Source organism: Type-D symbiont of Plautia stali (assembly GCF_001485335.1).
Lineage (GTDB): Bacteria > Pseudomonadota > Gammaproteobacteria > Enterobacterales > Enterobacteriaceae > Pantoea > Pantoea vagans_C.
Genome location: NZ_BBOC01000008.1, coordinates 41,519 through 65,692 on the forward strand (window position 1 = coordinate 41,519; position 24,174 = coordinate 65,692).

A 24,174-nucleotide genomic window follows, 5' to 3' on the forward strand; every position below is an offset into this window, starting at 1 on the left:
GTTTTTTATAGTGGAAAAGAATCAATAAAATTTCATTTAGGGTAAATGAAATCATTGTTTAGCTTGATGAGCAGAGTGCGCACCCGATGAAAACCGCAGCATCCCAGTAGGGCCGCGTAATGCTTGTCAGTTGAGCGACTGACGATAACGCCGTCTGGAGCCGCACGCGGGGAGGCGTGGGGCAGTTCGCGGCCGACCATGGATGGTCATCCGCGAACGGTCCGTCCGGCACGACGTGGAAGTCGAAGGTACCGCTTCAGCGGCGCGAGGACGGCCCAGAGGGGGCAGTAGTGGCGGCAGAGCCCGCACAGAAAAGACAGGCCACTTATCAATAAGCAGCCTGAGTACTTAACTGAAAAACATTACGCCATTGATGACGGCCACATAATCAGACTCGGTTAAAACTGCCACCTTACGCCCACGTTGTAGCGCCAACCTTTGGCCCCGTTGCCGTTAATCTCTTTGCGATAATCAGCTTCGGCATACAGCGACACATCCTTTTGCAGCGTGGCGGTGCCGCCTGCGCCCACTTCCCACATCTGACCAAAGTGACCGCTGGTGAAGGTTGCCCCCAACGCAGGGTTATCCACTGAAGAGACGTTGGTCTCTGCCGTACCGCCCCAGCCTTTATAGAAATTCGCGCGCAGATAGGGGGTGTACTGACGTTGGCTGTCATCCGTCCAGGTACGATCGAGCCGTGCGCCCAGACGTCCGATGGTCTGGTGGTAATCGCCATAGCGCACTTTATTGCCATCCTGATCGGTAAAGTCATTCATGTTGAGCTTCATATACATCAACTGCGCCTGCGGCTCCAGTTTATAGCCATCGCCCAGGTCGAACGGATAGCCGCTCTCCAGTGAGGCGGTCCAACCGTGCGCCTTCAACTTCGCCTCTTGCTGCTGTCGCGCAATAGCCGTTTCGCCGCGATGCCAGTCAAACGAGAGCACGCCGTCCAGATAGAAACCGCTTTGACGCTGCCAGGTGCCGTAAAACGCCAGGCTATCGCTGTCAAAGGTGGTGCTGCTGTAACCATCCGCCGCATCTGGGCGAATACGGGTGTTACCGCGCGTGTAGGCCAAACCACCGCGCAGGCTGTCTTTCTCCCCGTCGAGGCGCAAGAGGTTACCGCCCACCTGCACCGCACTGTAATCCAAATCAAAGTCGTAACCGTAATCAGTAAAACGCTGGTCACTTTTGTATTTCAGGTTTGAACCGATATAGCGCAGGAACATCTCGCCGCCCTCGCCCTCTGGCCGCGTCTGCTCATGGCGCAATTCGCCAAGACGTTTATGCAGATCGTCAATGATCGCCGAGGTGTAATACGCCAGCCCGACCGGCGCAGAGATATACGAAGGCACCTGCGGCACCACGGCAGCACGCGCATCGTAGCTTTGACCGCTACCGAACGCATCGGTGATAAAGGTCGATGGGCAGCTGGCGCCGTCTTCGCAGACGTAATAATTTGCCAGTCGATAATCCCAGTAATTGTTGCCACTACCGCTGACCAAACGCTGGCTGGGGTCAGTGCTGCCCGGCGCAAAGGTGTAGAGCCGATACTGCCACGGCCCGGCACCGAGATAGCCGTCTTTCAGTGCAAAACTCTCCGGACTGGCGTTACCCGCCACCTGGGCCAGGGATATCCCTTCGTTGCCTTCAATCCCGCCGTTGCGGTTGAGATCGGTAAGCGCCCCAGTACTGCTGTCCGTCAGTTTCACATTCACCAGCGTGGTGCCGCTGGCGTTACCCGTCACGTTGAGATGGTCAGTGAACTGGTTGCTCAGTGCGCCCCCTTCGTTGAGGTCGGTGATCAGGTTAAGCTGACCACCGCTGGATGCCAGCGAACCGTTGATATTGAGCGTGTTGCCTGGCGAACCTGCGCCGTTAGTCAGATCCAACGTCCCCGCATTATTCACCGTGAGTGAGTCCGCCGTGCCACCTGCCAGCGTCGGGTGCACATTATTACCGGCGTACAGTGTCGAATCCGCATCCACATTGATGGTGCTGTGTGCCAGATTGAGGTTATCGGTCAACGTCCACTGGGTGTTGGCGAAGTTGATAGTGCTCCAGCCGCTGCCCAGATTCACCCCTTTGTTGAGATCGTCTGCACTAAAGCTGCCGCCGCGTGAATCAATCTGGTTGAAAGTCAGGGTGTTGCCAGTACCGCTGCCGCTGGTGAGGTGATAAGTCGTACCCAGATCAACGTTGCTGACTTGCGCGCTGTTGTTGTTGTCATTCCCCATCGTCAGGCTGCCGTTAAGCGTGCCCCCCGTCCAACGAAATACATCAGATCCGCCGCCGGGATTGATATCGCCGCGCACCTCCCCCTCGGTCAACAGCACTTCATCATCGGCATTGCTTCCGGCCACCGCCACCGTCTGGGGATTGGCCGTAATGATCGATCCATAGTTCTCAAATATGGTTTTACCGCCACGCAAATCCACCACCGGAGACGTCAGGCTGTTGGAGGTAAAAGTACCGGTATTGGTGATGGTGCCCGCCGTGCTGGAAACCAGTGCCGAGCCACCTGCCGGGTTATCAATATTCACGTCAGCTGCGGTGGTCACATTACCGCTGGTGTTGGCACGGATCCCTGTGCCGCCTGCGCCGGTCACATTGAACTGATAGCCCGATCCCAGCGTTAAATCGCCACGGGTGGTCGATCCATCCGCATTGGCGATGTTCAGCCCGGTGCCGCTGCCCGACACATTAGTGGTCACGGTGGAGGCGGGATCAAAGGCCACGGCAGTGCGGATCCCGTTACCGTTGCCAACGTTGAGGGTGAGATTGCTCAGGCTGACATTGCTGAGTTCTGCACGGTTTTCGATACCGTTGCCGCTGCCGAGCACGTTGACCGTGGCATCGCTGGCGCTCAGTGCAGTTGCACCGGTATCCAGCAAAATGCCGTGCGCATTGCCGCGTGTCGTGATCACCGTGTCACTGCCGGTGAGCGCCAACTGCGCGCCATCACTGATGCGCACGCCCGCTGTACCGTTATCCACGTTGATTACGCCGCCCTTAGCCAGGGTGCTGCCGCTGCCGGAGACATCCAGCCCGGTGCCACTCGCCACATTCACCGTGCCGTTGTTGGTTAAGGTGCTGCCGGCACGCGAGCGAATACCGATGTTATCGCTGCCGGTGAGATTCAGCGCACCATTGTTCACCAGCTCGGCACCGTTGGTGACATCAAAGCCGATGGCATTGCTGCCTGCGCCGCTCAGATTGCCATTGCTGGTGACGGTAGTGGGTGCCGAGCTGCCATTCAGCGCATTGCTCAGGTCAGTGCGCAGATTATTCACCAGCACTCCCACCGTATTACTGCCGCTGAGATTGAGCGTGCTGCCGCTGGCCAGAGTGGCAGCTGCGCCCCCTTCGACCCGCACCGCGGTGCTGCCCTGTCCGCTGGCGGTGAAACGGGCATTGGCGCTGTTCAGGGTGCTACCACTCCCCGAAACAATCACGCCCGTGCTGTTCACGCCGCTGGTGGTCAGTGCCGTTGGGCTACTAAAGCTCAAGGCTGCACCATCATCAATGCGATATCCGGTTGAGTTTTGCGTGTTCACATCCAGTGCGTTCGCAGCCGAGTTGATGCGTGAACCACTGCCTGCGGCGTGATAAGCAATCTGATCGGTATTATTGAAAATCGGCGTGGAGCCTGCCGCAATATTCACCTGCGCGCCATTGATCGCCTCTGCGCCTATCGCGCCCGTGCCGTTAAGGTTCAAGGTGCCGCTGTTAAGATTGGCAATGGCCCGGCTGCCGCTGGCGCTGACACCCCGGCTACGATTCGTGGTGCTGCCACCGTTGACATTGATGTTGCCGCTGTTATTGGCGGTGGTATTCGCCGTGCTGCCGCTGCTGTTGACCGCAATACCAGTACCACCATCATTGATGCTGATGTTACCGCTGTTGCTGCCAGTGGCACCGCTCTCTACCCGAATACCGGTGGCGTTTGCCCCGCTGAAATTGATGTCACCGGTGTTATTGAGTTGCGCACGATTGCGCGCCAGATAACCCACCAATCCGGTTTGTGATGAGCTGAGTGCGGCGGCTGAACTCAGGCGGGTGCCGGTAACGGGAGCACCACTGTTACTGCCCGCCAGGGTATGTTTTTGCCCATCCACAATCGCGCCGATGGCATTGTTGCCGGTCAGATTGATGGTGGTGGCATTGTCGATAGTGCCGGTGGCTCCGCCTTCGATATTGACCCCCGTGGCACCCGCGCCGCTGACATTAAGCGTGGCGTTGCGCGTATTCACCTCCGTGCCCCCCGTGCCGCTGCCATTCACCGCCACCGAACCCGCGCCTGATGCGGTGAGAGACAGGTCGGTACCATCAAAATCTGCACCCTGCTCGACGCGGAACAGGGTTGAATTGGCGGTGGTGACATTGAAGGGATTATTGCCCGCGACGTTGATCAGCGCATTGGGGCCATAGGCGAAGAAGGCGATCTGATTGCTGCCATTGCTAAAGGAGGGAATGGCATTTGCCGCCACGTTCACCGTGGCATTGCCGCGCGCATGCACGCCAATCGCGCCGTTACCACTGAGGTTCACCGGACCATCAATGTCTGCGCTGGCTTGGCCGGTTCCCTGACCTTCAACCCAGACGCCAAAGTTGCGCGTTCCGCTCGCCGGATCGGCCCCACCCGCAACGTTAATGGTGCCCGTGGAGTTGGCCGATGCGCTGTTGCCATTGGTCGCCACCACTTTCACGCCGGTACCGTTGACGCCGTTGAGATTGATGGTGCCGCTGTTGTCGATATTTCCGCTGCTATTGGTCACCGACATGCCGACGTTTTCACGCGGTACCGTTGCTGCGGCACCGTTCACATCAATGGTGCCGTTGTTCAGCATCGTGACATTGTTGGCACCTGAGGCCGACATGCCTGCTGCATTCTGTACTTTTGAACCGATAACAATGTTGCCGTTGTTGGTGGCGCTGCCGTTGGCCACCAACGCGATGCCACTGGTCAGGCCGCTCTGATTCATCGCCGTATCCGCGACGTTATCCGTCAGGCTGTTCTGTGGACCCCGGCCGATATAAATCTGCCCATCGGCCGTATTGGTAAACGTGGACGTTGGGGTGGTCAACAACACCCCAGAGGCGGTACCGCTGGCACTGGAACCATTAACGCCAACGTTGATGTTGCCGCTGTTGTTGGATGTGGCGTTATCCTCCAATCGAATCCCCGCCACACCGTACTGCGAATTGCTACCGATGGTGGCCAGGTTGACGATGCCATTATTGTTGAACTCACTGCCGCTCTGCACCAGCACGCCGTTAGCGCCATAGCCGGTAGAGCCAATGCCGGTACCATCCTGACGATTCAGAAAACCACCGTTAATCACGCCAGTGGCGCTGGTGCTGCCGTTGCTGCCGCCCGCCAGCACCAGCGCTGTACCGTTGTTAGCTATAGTGCCTCGACTGGCGAGCTTGCCATCAATCACCGCCTGCGCACCATTTGACGCTTTAATTGCGCCGCCCGTCGAGCCGACCACCTCCAGCGTTTTACCCGCCGCCAGATTGACGCGCGCGTTTGCGCCATCGGCATTCACTACGATGCGATTGCCTATCGGCTGAGTCACCTCATCCGGGGGCGTGGCACTCACGTCATAAACAATACTGCCGTTGGTCACGGTGACGGCCTTATTGAAGTCAGTCAGATAGTTGGCTTTATCGAGATTGCCTGATTGCAGTTGGCTGATCAGCCAGTTGTTATAGGTTTGCAGCTCACTGGCGCTGGTGACGGAGAAGGTGTGGTTGGCGCCATCCAGCGTTTGCACGCTGAAACTGCCGTTGTACGTCGCGAGATTTTGCACCTGAAACGTTTGCGTGGCCCCTGCGCCGTCAGGGGTGGCGGCAGTGCCAAAGAAGCTGATGCGATTGTTGGAATTCCAGTTCAGCGTGCTGTCGCTACCTACCTGAAACAGCGTGGTCTGTTTGGCAGCCATGCTCCAACTGTTGGTGCTGGCGCTGCTAGCAGCGTTAGGCTGGCCGATGTTCACATCAAGTGAACCACCATTAGAGACATCCGCGACCCGTGCGTTGATGTATTGATCGCCGTTCACATTCACCACATCGGGCACGGCAGTGTCTGAGGTCACGGGCGCTTGTGCCACCAGGCTGGCTGAGTTGTAAACCTGGAAGGTGGTATTACCGCCTGTAGTGGGGTCAGGCACCGTAATGGCAAAGTTCTGCGGCCCTGGATTGAGGCGCGTCTGGTTGAGGAACTGCGCACCCGAGGTGATATTCACCTGAGCCAGGCTTGAACTCACTGATCCGTCGGTACCCGGTGCAAAATCCGGGTTACCGGTCAGGGTTTCGCTCGTGCCATTCACATCAATATTCTGCTCACCAAAGAGGTTGTCATTGACCTGCGGTGAATAGCTCCCCAATGTTATGGCTTGTGCACTGATATAGGGATAAAACAGTGCCTGTGCCGCTAATATTCCGATGGCGATCGGATTTAATTTGAACTTCATACTTCCTCCGGTGGGCGTGCAGCGTCCACGCTGTTATTGCAACAGCGTTAAATTCATCGCGAGGGGATAAAGCGGCAGGAATAACACCAACCCCGATGAGCAATTAATTTCTGAGAACCACTGTGTGAAGAAAGTACGGCGCAGCGAAAAAGAGACAGAACTGTTGTTATAGATTAATTGGCTTTAGGTATAGACTTTTCTGCCATGAGAAGCAAAAGGCAATTGAAGCTAACCTATTGTCACAATGAGGAAATAAATGCGAGGCGGGATAAATTATTGGCAATATTTAATTCCGCAGATAATCAACTGTTAGCACGCTAAGTTGTTAATAATTTCTTTATTTTTTCTTAGCGTTTTATTTACGATTGGCACGGCAAGACGCAGGTCGATCGTGCCAAGGTAAACGATACGGCGAAATGCAAAAGTGTGACCTGCATCACACTTCATTGGCGCAAATCAGGCACTCCTGAAGCGGCATGATTTATCGCACATCCTTTCTTCGAGGCCAAAAGTGCGCACCCTACGAAAACCGCGCACGATCGTCGTAGGGTTGCCATTGATGGCGGCCGTAAAGCGCTTAACTGACAAACCTTACGCCATAACTCGCACCGCTAAGGGATTAACTCAGATCCACATCCTTGCTGCCCGCCCACCAGGTAAAGGCGAAGCCGCCCACCCACGCGACGATTAACCCCACCAGATACACTGCCATCCCGGCAAAGATACCTTGCGACGAGGTCATCAAAGGCAGCGTCACTAATCCTGATGGACCAAACACGGTATTCATCCCCACTGGCAAGCCCAGCCATGCCACCAGCCCAATGAAGAATCCGCCCATTGCACCGCCACAGCAGGCGGTAATAAACGGCTTCAAGCGCGGCAGCGTGACGCCATAAATCAGCGGCTCACCGACACCTAACAAGCCGGGGACGATCGCGCCTTTGATCTGTTTTCGCAGTAAGGAGTGTTTATCAGCTTTACACCACAACGCGATGGATGCACCTACTTGCCCGGCTCCCGCCATCGCCAGAATAGGGAATAATGAGTTGAAGCCCTGCGTTTCCATCAGCGCGAAATAGACCGGAATAAAGCCTTGATGAATACCGAACATGACCGCAATTAAAAATAATCCGGCCAAAATGGCGCAACCGAATGGATTGTTATTCAGATGGATAAACAGCCACGACATGCCCTTAAATAACTCACCGCCGATGGGCATAATCACCATAAAGGTCACCGCACCGGTAATTAATAACGTGAGTAATGATGTCAGAATCATATCGAGATTATCCGGGATAATCTTACGCAACTGTTTCTCTATCCAGGCTCCAAATATCGCAGCCAGTAATACGCCAATAATATTGCCTCGTGGGTCAATTGCCATGCCGAAAAAGTCCGACATGCCACTGTAATATCCTACCGTGGCTTTTGGTACATAACCCAGCACAAACAGCGAGGCGATAATCGCGCCATTCACACCGGAGCCACCAAACGCTTTCTGCGCGTTGTAGCCAATCAGAATGCTCAGGAAGGTGAACAGCCCCTTGCCGAACACTTTCATGTAGGCCACGGTATCCAGCAGCCACTGCGCATGATCGCCCGGCTGATTGAGATGAAATATCTGCTCAATCAGCGTAGCAAACCCCAGCAGCAAACCTGCGCCAATAAAGCCGGGAATGAGCGGAGTAAAAATGGTGGCAAAGCAGGAGAGAAAACGGTGCAGCGCGCTGGTCTGTTTCGCTTTCATTTGCTGTTTCTGCGCCGCCGCAATCTGGCTCAAATCGCCTGGCGCAGCGGGCTCATTGCGATTCAATAGCAATTGCATTTTCTCTGCCCCCGTTTGTGCTTTGCCGGGGCCGAGCACAATCTGTAGTTGCGCATTACTGTCAATGACACCCAGCACACCGGGCAGCGTTTTCAACCGCGCGTGATCCACTCGCGAGGCATCCGCAAGCGTCAGACGCAGACGCGTCATGCAATGACCACACTGCACCACATTCGGTGCGCCACCTACCGCCTGCAAGATATCCTGCAATAAACCTTCGGTGATGGCGGCCATTATTCGGCTCCTGCTTCACGCAACGCGCGACGAATGAAGCCGCTGTTCTGGTTGAGCAGCGCCTTCGCTTCGCTGGCTTCCAGCCCCGCCAGCACCATGACAATTGCTGTTTTACAGTGCCCCTGACACGCGGTCAGCGCCTGCTGTGCGGTGGCATCATCGCAGTCAGTGGCTTGTTTGACGATATTGATCTGGCGCTGAACCAGCTTCTGGTTAGTGGCTTCGACATCCACCATCAGATTGCCATACACCTTGCCGCTGCGGATCATCGCACCGGTGGTCAGCATATTGAGCACCAGCTTCTGTGCCGTGCCCGCTTTCATCCGCGATGAACCCGTCACCACTTCCGGCCCGACCACCGGCGTCAGTGCCACATCGGCGGCTTGTGACATCGGGCTATTTGGGTTGCAAGTCAAAGCAGCGCTGAATGCGCCCTGCTGTTTCGCATAGGCCAATGCACCCAGCACGTAGGGCGTGCGCCCGCTGGCAGCAATACCGACTAACACATCATGGGCATGGAAATCGATATCCTTGAGATCCTGCGCCCCCTGTTCGTGGTTATCTTCCGCATTTTCCACTGCCTGCAAAATCGCAGTGTGACCACCCGCAATCAGCCCCACCACCTGCGAGCGCGGCGTGCCGAACGTGGGCGGGCATTCGCTGGCATCAAGAATGCCCAAACGGCCAGATGTGCCGGCACCGCAATAGATCAAGCGGCCACCTTTACTGAAGGCCAGTGTGATGGCATCCACCACTTGTGCAATCTGCGGGACGATTGCTTCTACCGCCAACGCCACTTTCTTATCTTCGTCATTGATGACGCGTAGCATCGCTTCGGTGGAGAGTTCATCAATATTCTGGCTTGCGGGGTTACGGCCTTCGGTGATCATCTGGCTGAGGTCGATCTGCATCATGCACTCCTGTGAAAGAATAATTTATTCTGAAAACTATACACCATTTAGAATTGTTAATTCCTTCCGGGTGACACCGATTTTTGTGATTCTGCGCAAGCGGGTATAAAAAACCCGCCAAACGGCTAATGCTTATCAGTTAAGCGACAGACGTTAACGCCGTCTGGAGCCGCACCGGGGCTGGCGGTCCTCGCGCCGCTGCGCGGTACCTTCACTTCACTCGTCTGCCTTACGGACCGGTGCCGATGGAACATCCATGTTCCAGCGCCACCTTTCGCCCGCGTCCTGCGGGCTCTCCTGGCATACTCACGCCGTTCAGCGCTGCGGATGCCTGCCCCGGTGCGGCCCCAGCCTGCTCATCAGCTTCAGTGCGTGTTGTCAAAAAGGGCACATTGCCTGAGGCTATGACGCCTCTGCTGCCCCCTCTGGGCTATCCGCAGCGCTGAGACTTTTACGTTGGGCCAGGAGCCCCACGCGGGGAGGCGTGGGGCAGTTCGCGGCAGACCATGGATGGTCATCCGCGAACGGTCCGTCCGGCACGACGTGGAAGTCGAAGGCACCGCTTTAGCGGCGCGAGGACGGCCCAGAGGGGGCAGTAGTGGCGGCAGAGCCCGCACTAAAAAGACAGGCCACTTTCTAATAAGCAGCCTGAGTTCTTAACTGGCAAGCATTACGCCAAAAGGCGGGTTTAGTTTGGTGCGCCAATATTGAGCTTGGATTGCATTAAAAAACCCGCCAAAAGGCGGGTTTAGATAATGACACCGTAATGGCGACCTAAGGCATTAACTGGCTTTTTGCGTGCGCAGTTGCAGCTCGTAAGCCTCGGCTTGCTGGGTGTCGAACTGGTTTTCCCAGCGCGCGATCACCAGCACTGCCAGTGCATTACCAATCACGTTCAGTGCGGTACGCGCCATGTCCATGATACGGTCAACACCGGCGATAAACGCCAAACCTTCCAGCGGAATACCGACGCTTCCCAGCGTTGCCAACAGCACAACAAATGAGACGCCTGGCACGCCAGCGATCCCTTTTGAGGTCACCATCAGCGTCAGCACCAAGATGATCTCATCGGTCAGTGACAAGTCGATACCATACAGCTGTGCGATAAAGATCGCCGCGATGCTCTGATACAGCGTTGAACCGTCAAGGTTGAAGGAATATCCGGTTGGCACCACGAAACTGGTGATGGCTTTTGGCGCACCGTAGGCTTCCATTTTCTGCATGATGCGTGGCAGCACGGTCTCAGAACTGGAGGTGGAGTAAGCCAGAATCAGCTCATCTTTTAGAATGCGCATCAACGTGGTAATTCGCAGCTTACAGAAGCGCGCCACGCCGCCCAGCACCACAAAGGCAAAGAACAGAATCGCCACGTAAACCAGTAATACCAGCTTGGCCAACGGATAAAGCGAGGCAAAACCAAAGTTGGCAATGGTCACCGCGATCAGCGCAAATACACCCACCGGCGCATAACGCATGATCATGTGCGTCACTTTAAACATGGTTTCAGAAATCGAACGGAACACGGTGACCAGCGGATCGCGATGCTCAGATGGCAGCGCTGATAAGCCCATACCAAACAGTACCGAGAAGAAGATGATCGGCAGCATGTCACCCTTCACCAATGAGGCAAAGATGTTCTGCGGGATCAGTGACAGGATGGTTGTCACCAGGCCGTGAGGGGCACCTTGTACCGCTTCGGTTGTGGCTTCGTATTTAGAGATGTCCACCGTTGCCAGCGTTGACATATCAATGCCGCTGCCGGGTTGGAATACGTTGGCCAGCGTGATGCCGACCACAATGGCAATGGTGGTGATCACTTCAAAATAGATGATGGTTTTGACACCAATACGTCCGAGCTTTTTCGCATCACCGACGCCAGCAATGCCGACAATCAGGGAGGAAATCACAATCGGCACCACAATCATCTTGATCAGATGAATGAAAATGTCGCCTGCAGGAGTAAGAATGTTAGTGATTAACCATTCACGATCGTCTGGCTGATTATGCAGCACGGTTCCGATTACGATGCCGAGAATCAGGGCAATCAAAATTTGCCAGGCAAGGGTGAGCTTAAAACCTTTCATAACGCGTTATTTTCCTCAGTAAAAACCCCTTTGCTCTGCTGCGATGGTGCAGAAGATTTGACACACAGGGAAGTGAGCAAAAGCCCGATAAAATAGAGGGTTATATTGGACTGCATCCTTAACCACTGTGCGCGGCATTTTGCGCCTGCGCGATGATGCAGCCTGAGTGGATACCTGCTGAACAGGGGCGAGATAAGTACCATTTTCACTGCGGTAATTGCAACCCCTGGGGGCTTAGCGTATTTCCTGTGCAGGTGAGTAGCATAAAATGCTGGCATTTACTTTTAGTCATAACTCGCTGTTATGAAAAGTGTTAATTCGATAATTTTCCGCATAGCTATTCAATATCGGGCAAAAAACCCTCCGGCGCGTTTGCTGATTATTTAACCAGCAACAACGTCTGATTCCGCGAAAAGCAACAGATTGGGTCTCATTTGTTTCGGTGATGAACAGTATGAATTCGGGCACTTTTCAGGCATACAAAAGGTCGTGATCCAGACTACAAAACAGAAACAAAGCCAGGTCGCGCTCTTTAATTAACCTTTGATTGACATATGATTAACATCTTCAAGGAGGTCAGCCATGAGCCAAATACATAAGCATCCTGTACCCGCTGCCGTCGCAGCGAATGCCCTGATTAACGCCGATCAGTATGCGGCGCTGTATCAACAATCGGTTGACGATCCCGACGCCTTTTGGGGTGAACAAGGCAAAATCCTTGACTGGATTAAGCCCTACAGCAAGGTGAAAAACACCTCATTTGCCCCAGGCAATATTTCGATTCGCTGGTATGAAGACGGTGCGCTGAACCTCGCCGCCAACTGCCTTGATCGCCATTTACAGACGCGTGGCGATCACCCCGCCATTATCTGGGAAGGCGATGACGCCAGCGAAAGCAAAACCATTACGTTCCGCGAACTGCATGGCGATGTATGCCGCTTTGCCAATGTGCTGCTGAGCCTCGGCGTGAAGAAAGGCGACGTGGTCGCTATTTATATGCCGATGGTGCCGGAAGCCGCAGTAGCGATGCTGGCGTGTGCGCGCATTGGTGCCGTGCATTCGGTGATCTTCGGTGGCTTCTCACCCGAAGCGGTCGCCGGTCGCGTGGTCGATTCCAACGCCAAACTGGTGATCACTGCCGACGAAGGGGTGCGCGCAGGACGCAGCATTCCACTGAAGAAAAACGTCGACGATGCGCTGAATAACCCAAGCGTCACCAGCGTGAAAAACGTGGTGGTGTTTAAACGCACCGGTAAAGACACCGGCTGGCGCGAAGGACGCGATCTGTGGTGGCATGATCTGGTGGCCAAGGCCAGCGATCAGCACGAACCGGTGGCGGTCGAAGCCGAGCATCCGCTGTTTATCCTTTATACCTCAGGTTCCACCGGTAAGCCGAAAGGGGTGCTACACACCACTGGCGGCTATCTGGTGTACGCGGCCAGCACCTTCAAATATGTGTTTGATTACCATCCAGATGATGTGTACTGGTGCACCGCCGATGTGGGCTGGATCACCGGTCACAGCTATTTGATTTACGGCCCGTTAGCGTGCGGTGCCACCACCCTGATGTTTGAAGGCGTACCGAACTGGCCGAAGCCGAGCCGCATGGCGGAAGTGGTCGACAAACATAAAGTGACGTTGCTGTACACCGCGCCAACCGCCATTCGCGCCCTGATGGCCGAAGGCGATAAAGCGATTGAAGGTACCAGCCGCAGTAGCCTGCGCATCATGGGATCGGTGGGCGAGCCGATTAACCCGGAAGCCTGGGAGTGGTATTACAAAAAGATTGGCGACAGCCGTTGCCCGATCGTGGATACCTGGTGGCAGACCGAAACCGGTGGCTTCATGATTACCCCACTGCCGGGTGCGATTGAGCTGAAAGCCGGCTCCGCGACCAAGCCGTTCTTTGGCGTGCAACCCGCGCTGGTGGATAACGAAGGCAATCCGCTGGAAGGCGCCACAGAAGGCAACCTGGTGATCAACGACTCCTGGCCAGGTCAGGCGCGTACGCTGTTTGGCGATCACGAGCGCTTTGAACAAACCTACTTCTCCACCTTCAAAAATCGCTACTTCAGCGGTGACGGCGCACGCCGTGATGAAGATGGCTATTACTGGATTACGGGCCGCGTCGATGACGTGTTGAACGTCTCTGGCCACCGTCTGGGTACCGCTGAGATTGAATCGGCGCTGGTGTCACATCCGAAGATTGCAGAAGCTGCCGTGGTGGGTATTCCCCACAGCATTAAAGGCCAGGCAATCTATGCTTATATTACGCTGAACCACGGCGAAGAGCCGTCGCCAGAGCTGTATACCGAAGTGCGCAACTGGGTACGTAAAGAGATTGGCCCGATTGCCACGCCGGATGTCCTGCACTGGACTGACTCGCTGCCGAAAACCCGCTCCGGCAAGATTATGCGTCGTATTCTGCGCAAAATCGCCGCAGGCGATACCAGTAATCTCGGCGATACCTCAACGCTGGCCGATCCGGGCGTGGTTGAGAAATTGCTGGAGGAGAAACAATCCATCACCATGCCTTAACCGGCATCGACGCGACGGAGAGTGTCAGCCTGTCCACGGCAGGCTACTCTCCGTTACCCCCTCCTTACGCCGTACGCTTTTCACCATAGAAAACCCTGTACCCAAAATAATTCGAGCTGCAGGAAGGCGGCAAGAATGAGAATTCCAGGAGCTTACTGAAGTCAGTGACTGGGATGAACATACGCAGCCAACGCACCTGCTGCTCGAAAGATGAAGGGTATATATAATTATAAAATTCAGAAACTTAAATCACTTAACCGTGAGTTATCTGCCTGCCTTTCCTCTGGAGAAACTGTGATGAACGAAGCCCTAAATCAACAGGAAGCAGTCTGGCAACAAATCGAGAGCAATCCGCGTTTTCAGGAGCTGGTGCACAAACGCCAGTCCTTTGCGCTGCTGCTCAGTATCATCATGTTGGTGTTGTACGTCGGCTTTATTTTGCTGATTGCCTTCGCCCCCGGCTGGCTGGGAACGCCACTGCATGAAGGAACCAATGTCACGCGCGGCATCCCGATTGGTGTCGGCTTAATCGTAGTGTCATTCGTGCTGACGGGCATTTATGTCTGGCGTGCCAATGGCGAGTTCGACCGCCTGACGAAGCAGATCCTGAGCGAGGTGAAATCATGAAGCGCCTGTTTTCTGCGTTATTAGCGATTGTGCCCGCCAGCGTATTTGCCGCCGATGCCATTACCGGTGCGGTGCAAAAACAGGCGACCAACTATGAAGCCATCATCATGTTCGTGGTGTTTGTCGCAGCAACACTCGGCATCACCTACTGGGCCTCAAAACGCACTCGCTCACGCAGTGATTACTACACTGCGGGTGGCAACATCACCGGCTTCCAGAACGGCCTGGCGATGGCCGGTGACTTTATGTCTGCGGCATCCTTCCTCGGCATTTCCGCCTTGGTGTATACCTCTGGCTACGACGGGCTGATCTACTCACTTGGCTTCCTTGTGGGTTGGCCGATGATTCTGTTCTTAATCGCAGAACGTTTGCGTAACCTTGGGCGCTACACCTTTGCCGATGTGGCTTCGTATCGCTTACAGCAAAAACCGATTCGTACCCTCTCCGCCTGTGGCTCGCTAGTCGTTGTGGCGCTGTATCTGATTGCGCAGATGGTCGGCGCGGGCAAGCTCATCCAACTGTTATTTGGTCTGGATTACCACATCGCGGTGGTGCTGGTCGGTATTTTGATGGTGATGTATGTGCTGTTTGGCGGCATGCTGGCCACCACGTGGGTGCAGATCATCAAAGCAGTATTGCTGCTGTTTGGCGCCAGTTTTATGGCCATTATGGTGATGAAAGCCACCGGATTTAGCTTCAATACGCTGTTCACCGAAGCCATGGCTGTCCACCCGAAAGGCGCGGCGATTATGCAGCCCGGTGGTTTGGTGAAAGATCCGATTTCTGCACTGTCGCTTGGCCTGGGGTTGATGTTCGGCACCGCCGGTTTACCGCATATTTTGATGCGTTTCTTCACCGTGGCGGATGCGCGTGAAGCGCGTAAAAGCGTGTTCTGGGCCACCGGCTTTATGGGTTACTTCTACTTCCTGACCTTTATTATCGGCTTTGGCGCCATTCTGCTGGTGGGAGCGAATCCCGCCTTTAAAGATGCCAGCGGTGTACTGATTGGCGGCACCAATATGGCGGCGGTCCATCTGGCGAACGCGGTCGGCGGCAGTCTGTTCCTCGGCTTTATCTCGGCAGTGGCCTTCGCCACGATTCTGGCGGTGGTGGCGGGTCTGACGTTGGCGGGGGCTTCGGCGGTTTCGCACGATCTTTACGCCAGCGTGCTCCGTAAAGGTCAGGCGACAGAACGAGACGAACTGCGGGTATCGAAGATTACCGTGCTGGTGCTTGGTGTGGTGGCAATTGTGCTGGGCATTGCCTTTGAGAAGCAGAACATCGCCTTCATGGTCGGTCTGGCATTCTCGATTGCGGCCAGCTGTAACTTCCCGATCATTTTGCTGTCGATGTACTGGTCAAAGCTGACTACGCGCGGCGCAATGGTGGGTGGCTGGCTGGGGCTGATCACGGCGGTGGTACTGATGATCCTCGGACCGACCATTTGGGTACAGGTACTGGGGCACGCCAAGCCGGTTTATCCGTATGAGTATCCGGCGCTGTTCTCCATGATTGCAGCGTTTGTGGGCACCTGGCTGTTCTCGATTACCGATCACTCTGAACAGGGTGCGCAGGAACGTGCACGCTTCCGCGGACAGTTTATTCGTTCACAGACGGGAGTGGGAATTTCGCAGGGGAAAGCGCATTAAGAAAGTGCAGTGATTAACCAGGTCGCCATTAATGGCGACCCTACAAAAAACCCCGTAGGGTGCGCATTTATGCGCACCTGGTCAAAATCCGCAGTCATCATGAAGACGCATTTATGCGCGCCTGGTGACAACAAATCAGAAACGCAGTGACGCGCCCACGTACGGGCCATCGACCAGCACGTTGTCTTTACGGTCGCCTTTGTTGTTCAGCTCGATGTACTGGTAACCCACACGCAGGTTCAGCAGTGAAATCGGGGTGAAGCTCAGGCCGCCGGATGCTTCTTTATAGCTATCCAGACGATCAGAGAACGCTTCTGGCGCATAGTAGTATTCGCCGTACAGGCCCCACATGCTGTTGAAGTTGTACTGCGCACCGGCACCCAGAGCGACAGTGAAACCGTCACGACCATCTTCAGGATGGGTAAACAGCGCTTTGGCGGTTGGCGCAATGCGGAAATCGCCCACATCGATGTTGTAACCCAAGCCCGCGCCGTAAGTGCTGCCATCATGATCGCTGCGCAGCCAGTTGCCTTTCAGGAACAGGCCAGGTGAGGTTGTACCGAGGCCAAGGTTCAGGTTGGTGCTGTGCTCACCCACGTCAACACTGCCCTCGATGGCCTGCGCGCCGCTGCTCAGCAGTGCCAGACCCAATACGCTTCCAGTAACAAGTTGCTTAAACATATGATTCCACTCCATGAAGGACAAATAAGTCGGCGCAAAGGGTAACAGCCTGAGAGCTGGAGACAACATTATTTGGATTCCTTTACGTAAGAATCAATGACAACGCGCAAAAAATAGCCATCACGCCGCCCACAGCAGATGGCTCAACAGCGGAGCCAGAATCACCGTCACAACACCGGACAGCATCATCACCAGGCTTGAAACCACGCCCTCTTGCTGACCTAATTGATAAGCGCGTGCGGTGCCCGCACCGTGTGAGGCAGCACCAAAGCCGGCGCCTTTCGCCACACCTTGCTTGATGGCAATGCGCAGAAACAGCACATCCCCCACCGCCATACCAAACACCCCGGTGATCACCACAAACAGCGCCACCAAATCTGGTTGGCCACCAATCGGCAAGGCTGCTGCCAGCGCAAACGGCGTGGTTATCGAGCGTACCGCCAGGCTACGCTGGATGGTTTCCGGTAGCATCAGCAAACGCGCCAGCCACACCGAACTGCACACCGCCACCAGCGTTGCGGTCAGCACGCCAACACTTAACGACAGCCAGTGGCGCTTAATGATCTCCAGGTTCTCATACACCGGCACCGCAAATGCCAGGGTGGCGGGGCCCAACAGCCAGATCAGCCAGTGGCTCTCAGCGATGTAATCTTTCCAGCTGACATGCGTGAGCAGCAGCAGCGCCACCAGCACCACCGGCGTCATCACCAGTGGCATCAGCAATAAGGTCTGTTTGCGGCGATAGAGCCGTTTGTTGAGGAAATAGACCAGCAGCGTCAACACCAGACACAGCACGCTAATCATGAAATCAGCCATGATGCGCCTGCTTACGCGCTGCACGCGCCAGTTCAAATCGATATAAGCGATCCACCACCAGCGACGTGGCCGCCAGCACCAGCAGAGTACTGACTGCAATCACCACGCAGATACGCCAGCCTTCAGTACGCAACAAATCACTGTAATTCACCACCGCCACCACCGCAGGAATAAAGAACAGCAGCATTTCCGCCAATAGCCAGTTCGCCCCGGCTTTCACCCAGCGCAGCGGCACGATGCGTGTCATGATCAGCAGCAGCAGTAACACCATGCCCACCACATTGGCGGGCAGTGGCAGATGCAGCCAACTCACCAGTTTGTCGCTGGCGATAAACAGGCCGATATACAGCACCAACTGCAATGGCACGAACACACGTTGCAGGATGTCCGTTCTGCGCGGACTCAATGCAAGCGCCATTTCTCTTTCTCCACGGGTTTAAATGTTGGACGTAGTATAAATCCGCACAAAACTGTGAATAAAATGAATTAAAATTATTCAAACTATGCCAAAAAGGAATGCTTTATGGACGTCCGTGCCCTGCGCTATTTCACCGAAGTAGTACGCCAGCAAAGCTTCACCCGTGCGGCGGAAAAGCTGTATGTCACGCAGCCCACTATCAGCAAAATGCTGCGCCAGTTGGAAGAAGAACTCGGTTGCACACTGCTGCTGCGTGACGGGCGGAAGCTGCATCTGACCGATAGTGGTCAGGCGGTCTATCAGCGTGGGATCGCCATTCTGCAGGAGTTTCATCAGCTTGAAGCACAAATCGGTGACATCAATGAGCTGAAAACCGGTGAACTGCGCTTAGGCATCCCACCGATGGTCGGCATGCAAATCGCCGGTTCAATTTCCGCCTTTCGCCGCCGCTATCCCGGCGTACAGCTTAAAATTGTGGAGTCTGGTGGATTAACCGTACAGCAGGCGGTACTGAATGGTGGACTGGATATTGCACTCACGGCGCTGCCAGTGGATACCGATTTACCGCTGAAGACACTGGAATTAATGCGCCACCCGCTTTGCGTGCTGCTGCCGCGTAATGCGCAATGGCTGAATCGCAGCAGTCTGGGTCTGGCGGAACTGGCGGCTCATCCGCTGTTGATCCTCAACGAAGAGTTCTCGCTCAATCGCCAGTTGATGAAGGCGTTTCAGCGCCAGGGACTGACGCCGCAGATTGCGGTGCGCAGCGCGCAGTGGGATTTCCTTGCCGCGATGGTACAGGCAGAGATGGGGCTGGCGATTCTGCCGGAACCGATTTGCCAGCGGCTGGATAAGCAGTCGCTGCTTTGGCTGCCGCTGGAATCGGAGTTGCAGTGGAGTCTGGGATTGATTTGGCGTGAAGGCAGTTATCTGTCGCGCAGTGCGCAGGCGTGGATTGAGTGCTGCCGCGAGCATTGGCCGGATAATCCGCCGCGGTTATCGGTATAACCACGAGATTCTCGGCCAGGTGCGCATAAATGCGTCATCACGATTGCGCGGTGTTTGGCCTGGTGCGCATAAATGCGCACCCTACGGAGGACTGTAGGGTCGCCATTTATGGCGACCGAGTTCCATCACCGCACACGCGAGATGACGCCTTAATGGCAGCCACTCGCGAGGCTACTCTTCTTTCTCTATCAGCAGTGCTTCCAGTAGGTCGAGATCGCGCAGCAGTTTCTGCATCGTCTCATTCGAGATCTCCTGCGTGGCACGCAAGTGGTAGACCTCGGCGCGCTCAGCGCGCAGCGCGTTCAGGCGGAAGCGGCGCTCCAGGTTCTCAGCAAACAGGGCCTGCTCGACCTCATCCTTACCCACCACCCGGCGGCGTAAGTTGCCGATCACCCGCAGACTGACCTCTTTTAGCAGTTCAGGATCGATATTCTCTTCGGTATCGTTTTCCAGTCTCTGCTCCATTTTGTGCAGGCTTTCAATGGCCACATTCGCCATCGCTGCCCGTGCAAACTGGATTTCACGACGGTGCCCGGATTTGTCGGTGCTTTCCATCCCGCGCAGCAGAATCGGCAACAGAATGACGCCAACAAACAGCGAGAACAGGATTACGCCTGTGGCGATAAAGACCAACTCATAGCGTGCCGGGAAAGGTTCACCATTGCTGAGGAACAGCGGAATCGACAACACACCGGCCAGCGTAATTGCTCCGCGCACGCCCGCGAAGGAGGCAATCAACAACTCACGCAGCGAGTAGTTAGAGAACTCCAGCGGCTTCTTCTTCAGGAAACGCAAGCTGGTGCGCTGCATGATCCACAACCAGCCAAAGCGCACCAACATCAATGCGACATACACCAGCGCGACATCGGTGAACAACATCCAGAGTTCTACATTGGGATCGGCATTCGCCTGCGCCACCGAGGTTTCAAGGATGTCAGGCAATTGCAGACCCAGCATCAGGAACACCATGCCGTTGAACACGAACTCCAGCATCTGCCATACGCTGTTGGCGCGCAGACGCATGGCTAACGGTGCCTGACGGATAATGCCAGAACGGGTGATGGTCATACCCGCCGCCACTGCAGCCAGGATACCGGACACGCCAAGGTGTTCAGCGATCAGATAAGAGGCGAACGGCAGTAACAGCAGCAATACCGTTTGCGTGGCCGGATCGTCACCGCTCCAGCGGCTCAGTAAGCGCAGCGAACGGCCATACAGCCAACAGACGGCCACACCCGCAATCAGGCCGCCGACGGCCACTTTAAGAAACTCAATGCTGGCCCCGCCCCAGGTAAATACCATGGTGCCCATCGCTACGGCGACAGCAAACTTCAGCGAGACCAGGCCCGATGCGTCGTTCATCAAGGCTTCGCCCTGCACAATCGACATGATTTTTTTCGGGATGCGCCCTTCTCCCACAATGCCGGAGAGCGCCACGGCATCGGTGGGTGACAGGACCGCCGCCAGCGCGAACGCCGGGATCAGCGGGATACCCGGCACCAGCCAGTAAATCAGGTAACCGATCCCTACTACGGTAATCAGCACTAACACCAGCGCCAGGCCGATGATTTCGCGTCCGTGATGAAGAAATTCGTTAATCGGCGTTTTCCAGCCATCGGCAAACAGCAACGGCGGAATGAACAGCACGAGGAACAGTTCAGGGTCAAAATCCACGTGCAGACCAAAGCTCGGTACAGCCAGCAGTGCACCTGCAGCAATTTGTACCAGTGGCAGCGGGATTTGGAACGGCAGTATGCGTGCCGCAACGCCGGAGAGTGACACCACCAGCGTCATAATGAGAATGGTAAAGAAGATTTCCATGCTTTCCTTAGGCGAATCGTATTTATTCAAGCGATGTTGTTGCGAGGGAAAGTGTAAAACAAAACGCCGCCCGAAGGGGCAACCCTGCGTGCGGCGTGGACCAGAAAGAGACTTATCTGGAATTAAGCGTATTTAAAAGTCAGATGGCCCAGCCACCGGCGTAGAATGCCACCAGCGCAATGGCAATCACTACTGTGCCCATATTCAGTTTGCGCCACTCACCGGCAAACACGCGACCAATCACCAGGGAACCGAAGCCCAGCATAATGCCGGTGACGATGTTGCAGGTCAGCACGATGAAGACCGCCGTCACCAAACCCGACATCGCATCGACAAAATCATTGAAGTCGATTTTTGCCACGTTGCTCAGCATCAACAGGCCCACGTACATCAATGCGGGTGCCGTTGCATAGGCTGGCACCAGATAGGCCAGTGGAGACATAAACAGAATCAGCAGGAACAGCAGGCCAACCACAATCGCCGTCAGGCCGGTTTTGCCCCCGGCAGCAGTACCTGCGGCAGATTCGATGTACACCGCCGCTGGCGAAGCACCAACTAACCCTGCAAACAGGCTGCTGACGGAGTCAGTCGTTAATGCGCGACCGCCATTAATGATCTGCCCATCTTTGTCCAACAGATTGGCCTGGCCCGCGACCGCGCGAATAGTGCCGGTGGCGTCGAATACTGCCGTCATCACCAGTGCCAATACACTCGGCAGCACCACCGGTTGCAGCGCTCCCATGATATCAAGGCTAAACATGGCGGATTGGCCATTGGCATCTTTCAGGCTTGGCATGGCAAACAGCCCTTGATAGGTCACCGCAGGATCGAAAATCAAACCCACCACGGAAATCGCAATGATAGTCAGCAAAATGCCGCCGGGAACACGACGTTTTTCCAGACCAAAGATCGCGGCCAGACCAATCAACGCCATGATCACCGGAAACGAAGTGAAGTGGCCAAGCGCAACCGGTAAGCCCGGTGCCGGGTTTTTCACCACTAAACCAATCCCGTCGGCGGCGATCAACAGCAGGAACAAGCCGATACCGACGCCCGTACCGTGCGCAACGCCCATCGGCAGGTTACGTAAAATCCATGCACGAATGCCCGTCACCGAAATCAAAGTGAACAACAAGCCCATCAGGAACACAGCGCCCAACGCAACCGGCACGCTGATATGCTGCCCCAGCACCAGGCTGAACGCAGTAAAAGCGGTGAGCGAGATAGCGCAACCAATCGCCATTGGCAGATTGGCCCATAACCCCATAATGATCGATCCAAAACTGGCGACCAGACAGGTGGCAACAAACACAGCCGTCGGCGAGAAACCCGCTTTGCCGAGCATGCCAGGCACCACGATGACGGAGTAGACCATGGCTAAAAAGGTGGTCAATCCTGCCAGTACTTCCTGGCGCACGCTGCTGCCACGTGCTGAAATGTTAAACCAAGCGTCCAGTTTTCCACTGGCCGGGCGTGATTCGCCAGACATAGTCAATCCTCTGCGTTTTTTAAGATGTAATAAGCCCCACGGCCCGCGTTTGCACATCACCCTGGTGAAGGCTTCTCAGTGAGAAAAGAGGCAAACGTTTACGTGGCCGCGTATTCCAGGTCGTTAAGGGGGACACGGAAAAAGGCAAACGATTATCTGGCGTTTGCTATGGGGTTTTCAACTACTAATCGATGACAAGGCAGGATAAAGCGTCCGGTTTTGATCGGGTGATATGAGAGAATGCGACGCGAAAACGTAGCGGCGAGATTTATCGCGCATAGGTAGAGCCGTGCTGCGGCGGGTCAATGCGCAATAAATTGCGCCGCTACAGTTATGTTGTAGGGTGGCTACGTCAATGCGATGGGGCCGCCCTGCTCAACCGCACGTTGCCAGGCGGCACGCTGCTGCATCTCCTCCAACCAACGTGTGATAGCGGGCATCTCTTGTTGTGATCCCCGCGTCTGCAGGGCCAGCAGTGGGAAGCTCATTTGTACATCCGCGATGCTGAAGCGCGAGCCCGCGAAATAGCGATGTTGACTAAGGTGCTGCTCAATGACGCTACCATGCAGTTGCAGCTGTTTATTCAGCCAGGCTTTCTGAATGCCCTTGCTCAGCGCGGCACCTGCCGGACGTAACAGCCACGGTACCGGCTTTTTGCCTAATTGCCCAAAAACCAGTTTCATCAGCAGCAACGGCATTAACGAGCCTTCGGCATAATGCAGCCAGTAGCGCGCCTGAATCTGCTCATCCTCGTCGGTCAGTACCAACAAATGCTCACTGTCATATTTTTGCTGCAGGTACTCCAGAATCGCACCTGATTCCGCAATCACGCGATTACCGTCCGTGATCACCGGCGACTTACCCAGCGGGTGCACCTTCTTCAACGCTTCCGGTGCCAGCAAGCTCTTTTCACGTTGATAGCGCTTGATTTGATAGGGCACCGACAGCTCTTCCAGCAGCCATAACACACGGTGCGAACGGGAATTTTCCAGATGGTGTACGGTGATCATGCGCTTTTCCTTGCCGACGAAAGTGTTTCGGCAAGTATAGCGGATCAACTTTTGGGCTCATCCTGTTCGGGATCGAGTAACACCGCACCGGACCCTTGCTGCGCCAGACGGTCTCCGGGGTTGCGCAGCGGACAATCCCGCATCGACAAACAGCCACAGCCAATGCAGCCGTCAAGATCGTTGCGCAGGCGCGTCAGCGTCTCAATGCGCTTATCCAGCTCTTCGCGCCAGTGCTGCGTCAACGCATCCCACTCCTGCGTTGACATGCGTTTATTCGCCGGCACGTGCATCAAACTGTCACTCACTGTCGCCAGTGGAATGCCAATGCGCTGCGCGATCTTGATAATCGCCACGCGCCTCAGCACATCACGACTGTAGCGTCGCTGATTACCGCCATTGCGTGAGCTAAAAATTAACCCTTTAGTTTCATAGAAATGCAGCGCCGATACCGCCACGCCGCTGCGTTTCGCCACTTCTCCGGGTGTTAAAACGGGCTTTGGGTAATTGCGTTCTTTTTTCATTTAGGGCCTTTACCTCAAGTTAACTTGAGGAATTATACTCGCACCCCAACAAAAGTTCGA

General features: G+C 55.3%; 16 protein-coding genes. 4 read left to right on the forward strand and 12 right to left on the reverse strand.

Annotated elements, in window-relative coordinates; all coding sequences use genetic code 11:
* Positions 1-398 precede the first annotated feature (398 nt).
* The 5 genes from PSSD_RS04345 to gltP all read right to left on the reverse strand — a co-directional run bounded on the left by PSSD_RS04345 (position 399) and on the right by gltP (position 11,536).
* Positions 399-6,482 carry an autotransporter outer membrane beta-barrel domain-containing protein gene (locus PSSD_RS04345; RefSeq protein ID WP_058969638.1) on the reverse strand — a complete coding sequence of 2,028 codons (6,084 nt, stop codon included), beginning with the start codon at positions 6,480-6,482 and terminating at the stop codon, positions 399-401.
* A 619-nt stretch (positions 6,483-7,101) separates the two neighbouring features.
* A complete protein-coding gene (murP, locus tag PSSD_RS04350; RefSeq protein ID WP_058969640.1) occupies positions 7,102-8,541 on the reverse strand; it encodes a PTS N-acetylmuramic acid transporter subunit IIBC in 1,440 nt (479 codons plus the stop codon).
* Positions 8,541-9,452 (reverse strand): N-acetylmuramic acid 6-phosphate etherase, encoded by a 912-nt coding sequence (gene murQ / locus PSSD_RS04355; RefSeq protein WP_058969642.1) that lies wholly within the window; start codon positions 9,450-9,452, stop codon positions 8,541-8,543. Before murQ ends, murP begins: the two co-directional genes overlap by 1 nt.
* A gap of 229 nt (positions 9,453-9,681) precedes the next feature.
* Complete coding sequence (locus tag PSSD_RS27710; RefSeq protein ID WP_167347656.1) at positions 9,682-9,834, reverse strand: hypothetical protein; 153 nt, start codon at positions 9,832-9,834, stop codon at positions 9,682-9,684.
* 400 nt (positions 9,835-10,234) lie between these two features.
* Complete coding sequence (gene gltP, locus PSSD_RS04360) at positions 10,235-11,536, reverse strand: glutamate/aspartate:proton symporter GltP (protein ID WP_058969644.1); 1,302 nt, start codon at positions 11,534-11,536, stop codon at positions 10,235-10,237.
* A gap of 582 nt (positions 11,537-12,118) precedes the next feature.
* Between gltP and acs the strand changes: the two genes are divergently transcribed.
* The 3 genes from acs (at position 12,119) to actP (ending at position 16,350) form a co-directional block, all read left to right on the forward strand.
* Entirely contained in the window at positions 12,119-14,074 is a 1,956-nt protein-coding gene (gene acs / locus PSSD_RS04365) for an acetate--CoA ligase (protein ID WP_058969647.1), read from the forward strand.
* A gap of 297 nt (positions 14,075-14,371) precedes the next feature.
* Complete coding sequence (locus tag PSSD_RS04370; protein ID WP_058969649.1) at positions 14,372-14,701, forward strand: DUF485 domain-containing protein; 330 nt, start codon at positions 14,372-14,374, stop codon at positions 14,699-14,701.
* Complete coding sequence (gene actP, locus PSSD_RS04375; protein ID WP_058969652.1) at positions 14,698-16,350, forward strand: cation/acetate symporter ActP; 1,653 nt, start codon at positions 14,698-14,700, stop codon at positions 16,348-16,350. Before PSSD_RS04370 ends, actP begins: the two co-directional genes overlap by 4 nt.
* Before the next feature lie 135 nt (positions 16,351-16,485).
* Here actP and PSSD_RS04380 read toward each other — a convergent pair whose 3' ends face one another.
* The 3 genes from PSSD_RS04380 to PSSD_RS04390 all read right to left on the reverse strand — a co-directional run bounded on the left by PSSD_RS04380 (position 16,486) and on the right by PSSD_RS04390 (position 18,265).
* Entirely contained in the window at positions 16,486-17,031 is a 546-nt protein-coding gene (locus PSSD_RS04380) for a YfaZ family outer membrane protein (RefSeq protein WP_039331602.1), read from the reverse strand.
* A gap of 120 nt (positions 17,032-17,151) precedes the next feature.
* A complete protein-coding gene (locus PSSD_RS04385) occupies positions 17,152-17,847 on the reverse strand; it encodes an LrgB family protein (protein ID WP_039331603.1) in 696 nt (231 codons plus the stop codon).
* Positions 17,840-18,265 carry a CidA/LrgA family protein gene (locus tag PSSD_RS04390; protein WP_058969654.1) on the reverse strand — a complete coding sequence of 142 codons (426 nt, stop codon included), beginning with the start codon at positions 18,263-18,265 and terminating at the stop codon, positions 17,840-17,842. Before PSSD_RS04390 ends, PSSD_RS04385 begins: the two co-directional genes overlap by 8 nt.
* 105 nt (positions 18,266-18,370) lie before the next feature.
* Between PSSD_RS04390 and PSSD_RS04395 the strand changes: the two genes are divergently transcribed.
* On the forward strand, positions 18,371-19,273 hold the full coding sequence (locus PSSD_RS04395; RefSeq protein WP_058969656.1) for a LysR family transcriptional regulator: 903 nt from the start codon (positions 18,371-18,373) through the stop codon (positions 19,271-19,273).
* Between the two features lie 171 nt (positions 19,274-19,444).
* Here PSSD_RS04395 and PSSD_RS04400 read toward each other — a convergent pair whose 3' ends face one another.
* From PSSD_RS04400 to soxR, 4 genes are all read right to left on the reverse strand, one after another.
* Positions 19,445-21,094: a Na+/H+ antiporter gene (locus tag PSSD_RS04400; RefSeq protein WP_039331609.1), complete on the reverse strand. Its 1,650-nt coding sequence runs from the start codon at positions 21,092-21,094 to the stop codon at positions 19,445-19,447.
* A gap of 139 nt (positions 21,095-21,233) precedes the next feature.
* Entirely contained in the window at positions 21,234-22,583 is a 1,350-nt protein-coding gene (locus tag PSSD_RS04405) for an NCS2 family permease (RefSeq protein WP_058969658.1), read from the reverse strand.
* Positions 22,584-22,930: 347 nt separating this feature from the next.
* Positions 22,931-23,593 (reverse strand): glutathione S-transferase family protein, encoded by a 663-nt coding sequence (locus tag PSSD_RS04410; protein ID WP_058969659.1) that lies wholly within the window; start codon positions 23,591-23,593, stop codon positions 22,931-22,933.
* A gap of 44 nt (positions 23,594-23,637) precedes the next feature.
* A complete protein-coding gene (gene soxR / locus PSSD_RS04415) occupies positions 23,638-24,114 on the reverse strand; it encodes a redox-sensitive transcriptional activator SoxR (RefSeq protein ID WP_039331614.1) in 477 nt (158 codons plus the stop codon).
* Positions 24,115-24,174 lie beyond the last annotated feature (60 nt).

Bases quoted from the DNA above. Each gene is read 5' to 3' on its own strand.
- PSSD_RS04345 (WP_058969638.1), bottom strand. From the start codon at position 6,482: ATGAAGTTCAAATTAAATCCGATCGCCATCGGAATATTAGCGGCACAG.
- murP (WP_058969640.1), bottom strand. From the start codon at position 8,541: ATGGCCGCCATCACCGAAGGTTTATTGCAGGATATCTTGCAGGCGGTA.
- murQ (WP_058969642.1), bottom strand. From the start codon at position 9,452: ATGCAGATCGACCTCAGCCAGATGATCACCGAAGGCCGTAACCCCGCA.
- gltP (WP_058969644.1), bottom strand. From the start codon at position 11,536: ATGAAAGGTTTTAAGCTCACCCTTGCCTGGCAAATTTTGATTGCCCTG.
- acs (WP_058969647.1), top strand. From the start codon at position 12,119: ATGAGCCAAATACATAAGCATCCTGTACCCGCTGCCGTCGCAGCGAAT.
- PSSD_RS04370 (WP_058969649.1), top strand. From the start codon at position 14,372: ATGAACGAAGCCCTAAATCAACAGGAAGCAGTCTGGCAACAAATCGAG.
- actP (WP_058969652.1), top strand. From the start codon at position 14,698: ATGAAGCGCCTGTTTTCTGCGTTATTAGCGATTGTGCCCGCCAGCGTA.
- PSSD_RS04380 (WP_039331602.1), bottom strand. From the start codon at position 17,031: ATGTTTAAGCAACTTGTTACTGGAAGCGTATTGGGTCTGGCACTGCTG.
- PSSD_RS04385 (WP_039331603.1), bottom strand. From the start codon at position 17,847: ATGGCTGATTTCATGATTAGCGTGCTGTGTCTGGTGTTGACGCTGCTG.
- PSSD_RS04390 (WP_058969654.1), bottom strand. From the start codon at position 18,265: ATGGCGCTTGCATTGAGTCCGCGCAGAACGGACATCCTGCAACGTGTG.
- PSSD_RS04395 (WP_058969656.1), top strand. From the start codon at position 18,371: ATGGACGTCCGTGCCCTGCGCTATTTCACCGAAGTAGTACGCCAGCAA.
- PSSD_RS04400 (WP_039331609.1), bottom strand. From the start codon at position 21,094: ATGGAAATCTTCTTTACCATTCTCATTATGACGCTGGTGGTGTCACTC.
- PSSD_RS04405 (WP_058969658.1), bottom strand. From the start codon at position 22,583: ATGTCTGGCGAATCACGCCCGGCCAGTGGAAAACTGGACGCTTGGTTT.
- PSSD_RS04410 (WP_058969659.1), bottom strand. From the start codon at position 23,593: ATGATCACCGTACACCATCTGGAAAATTCCCGTTCGCACCGTGTGTTA.
- soxR (WP_039331614.1), bottom strand. From the start codon at position 24,114: ATGAAAAAAGAACGCAATTACCCAAAGCCCGTTTTAACACCCGGAGAA.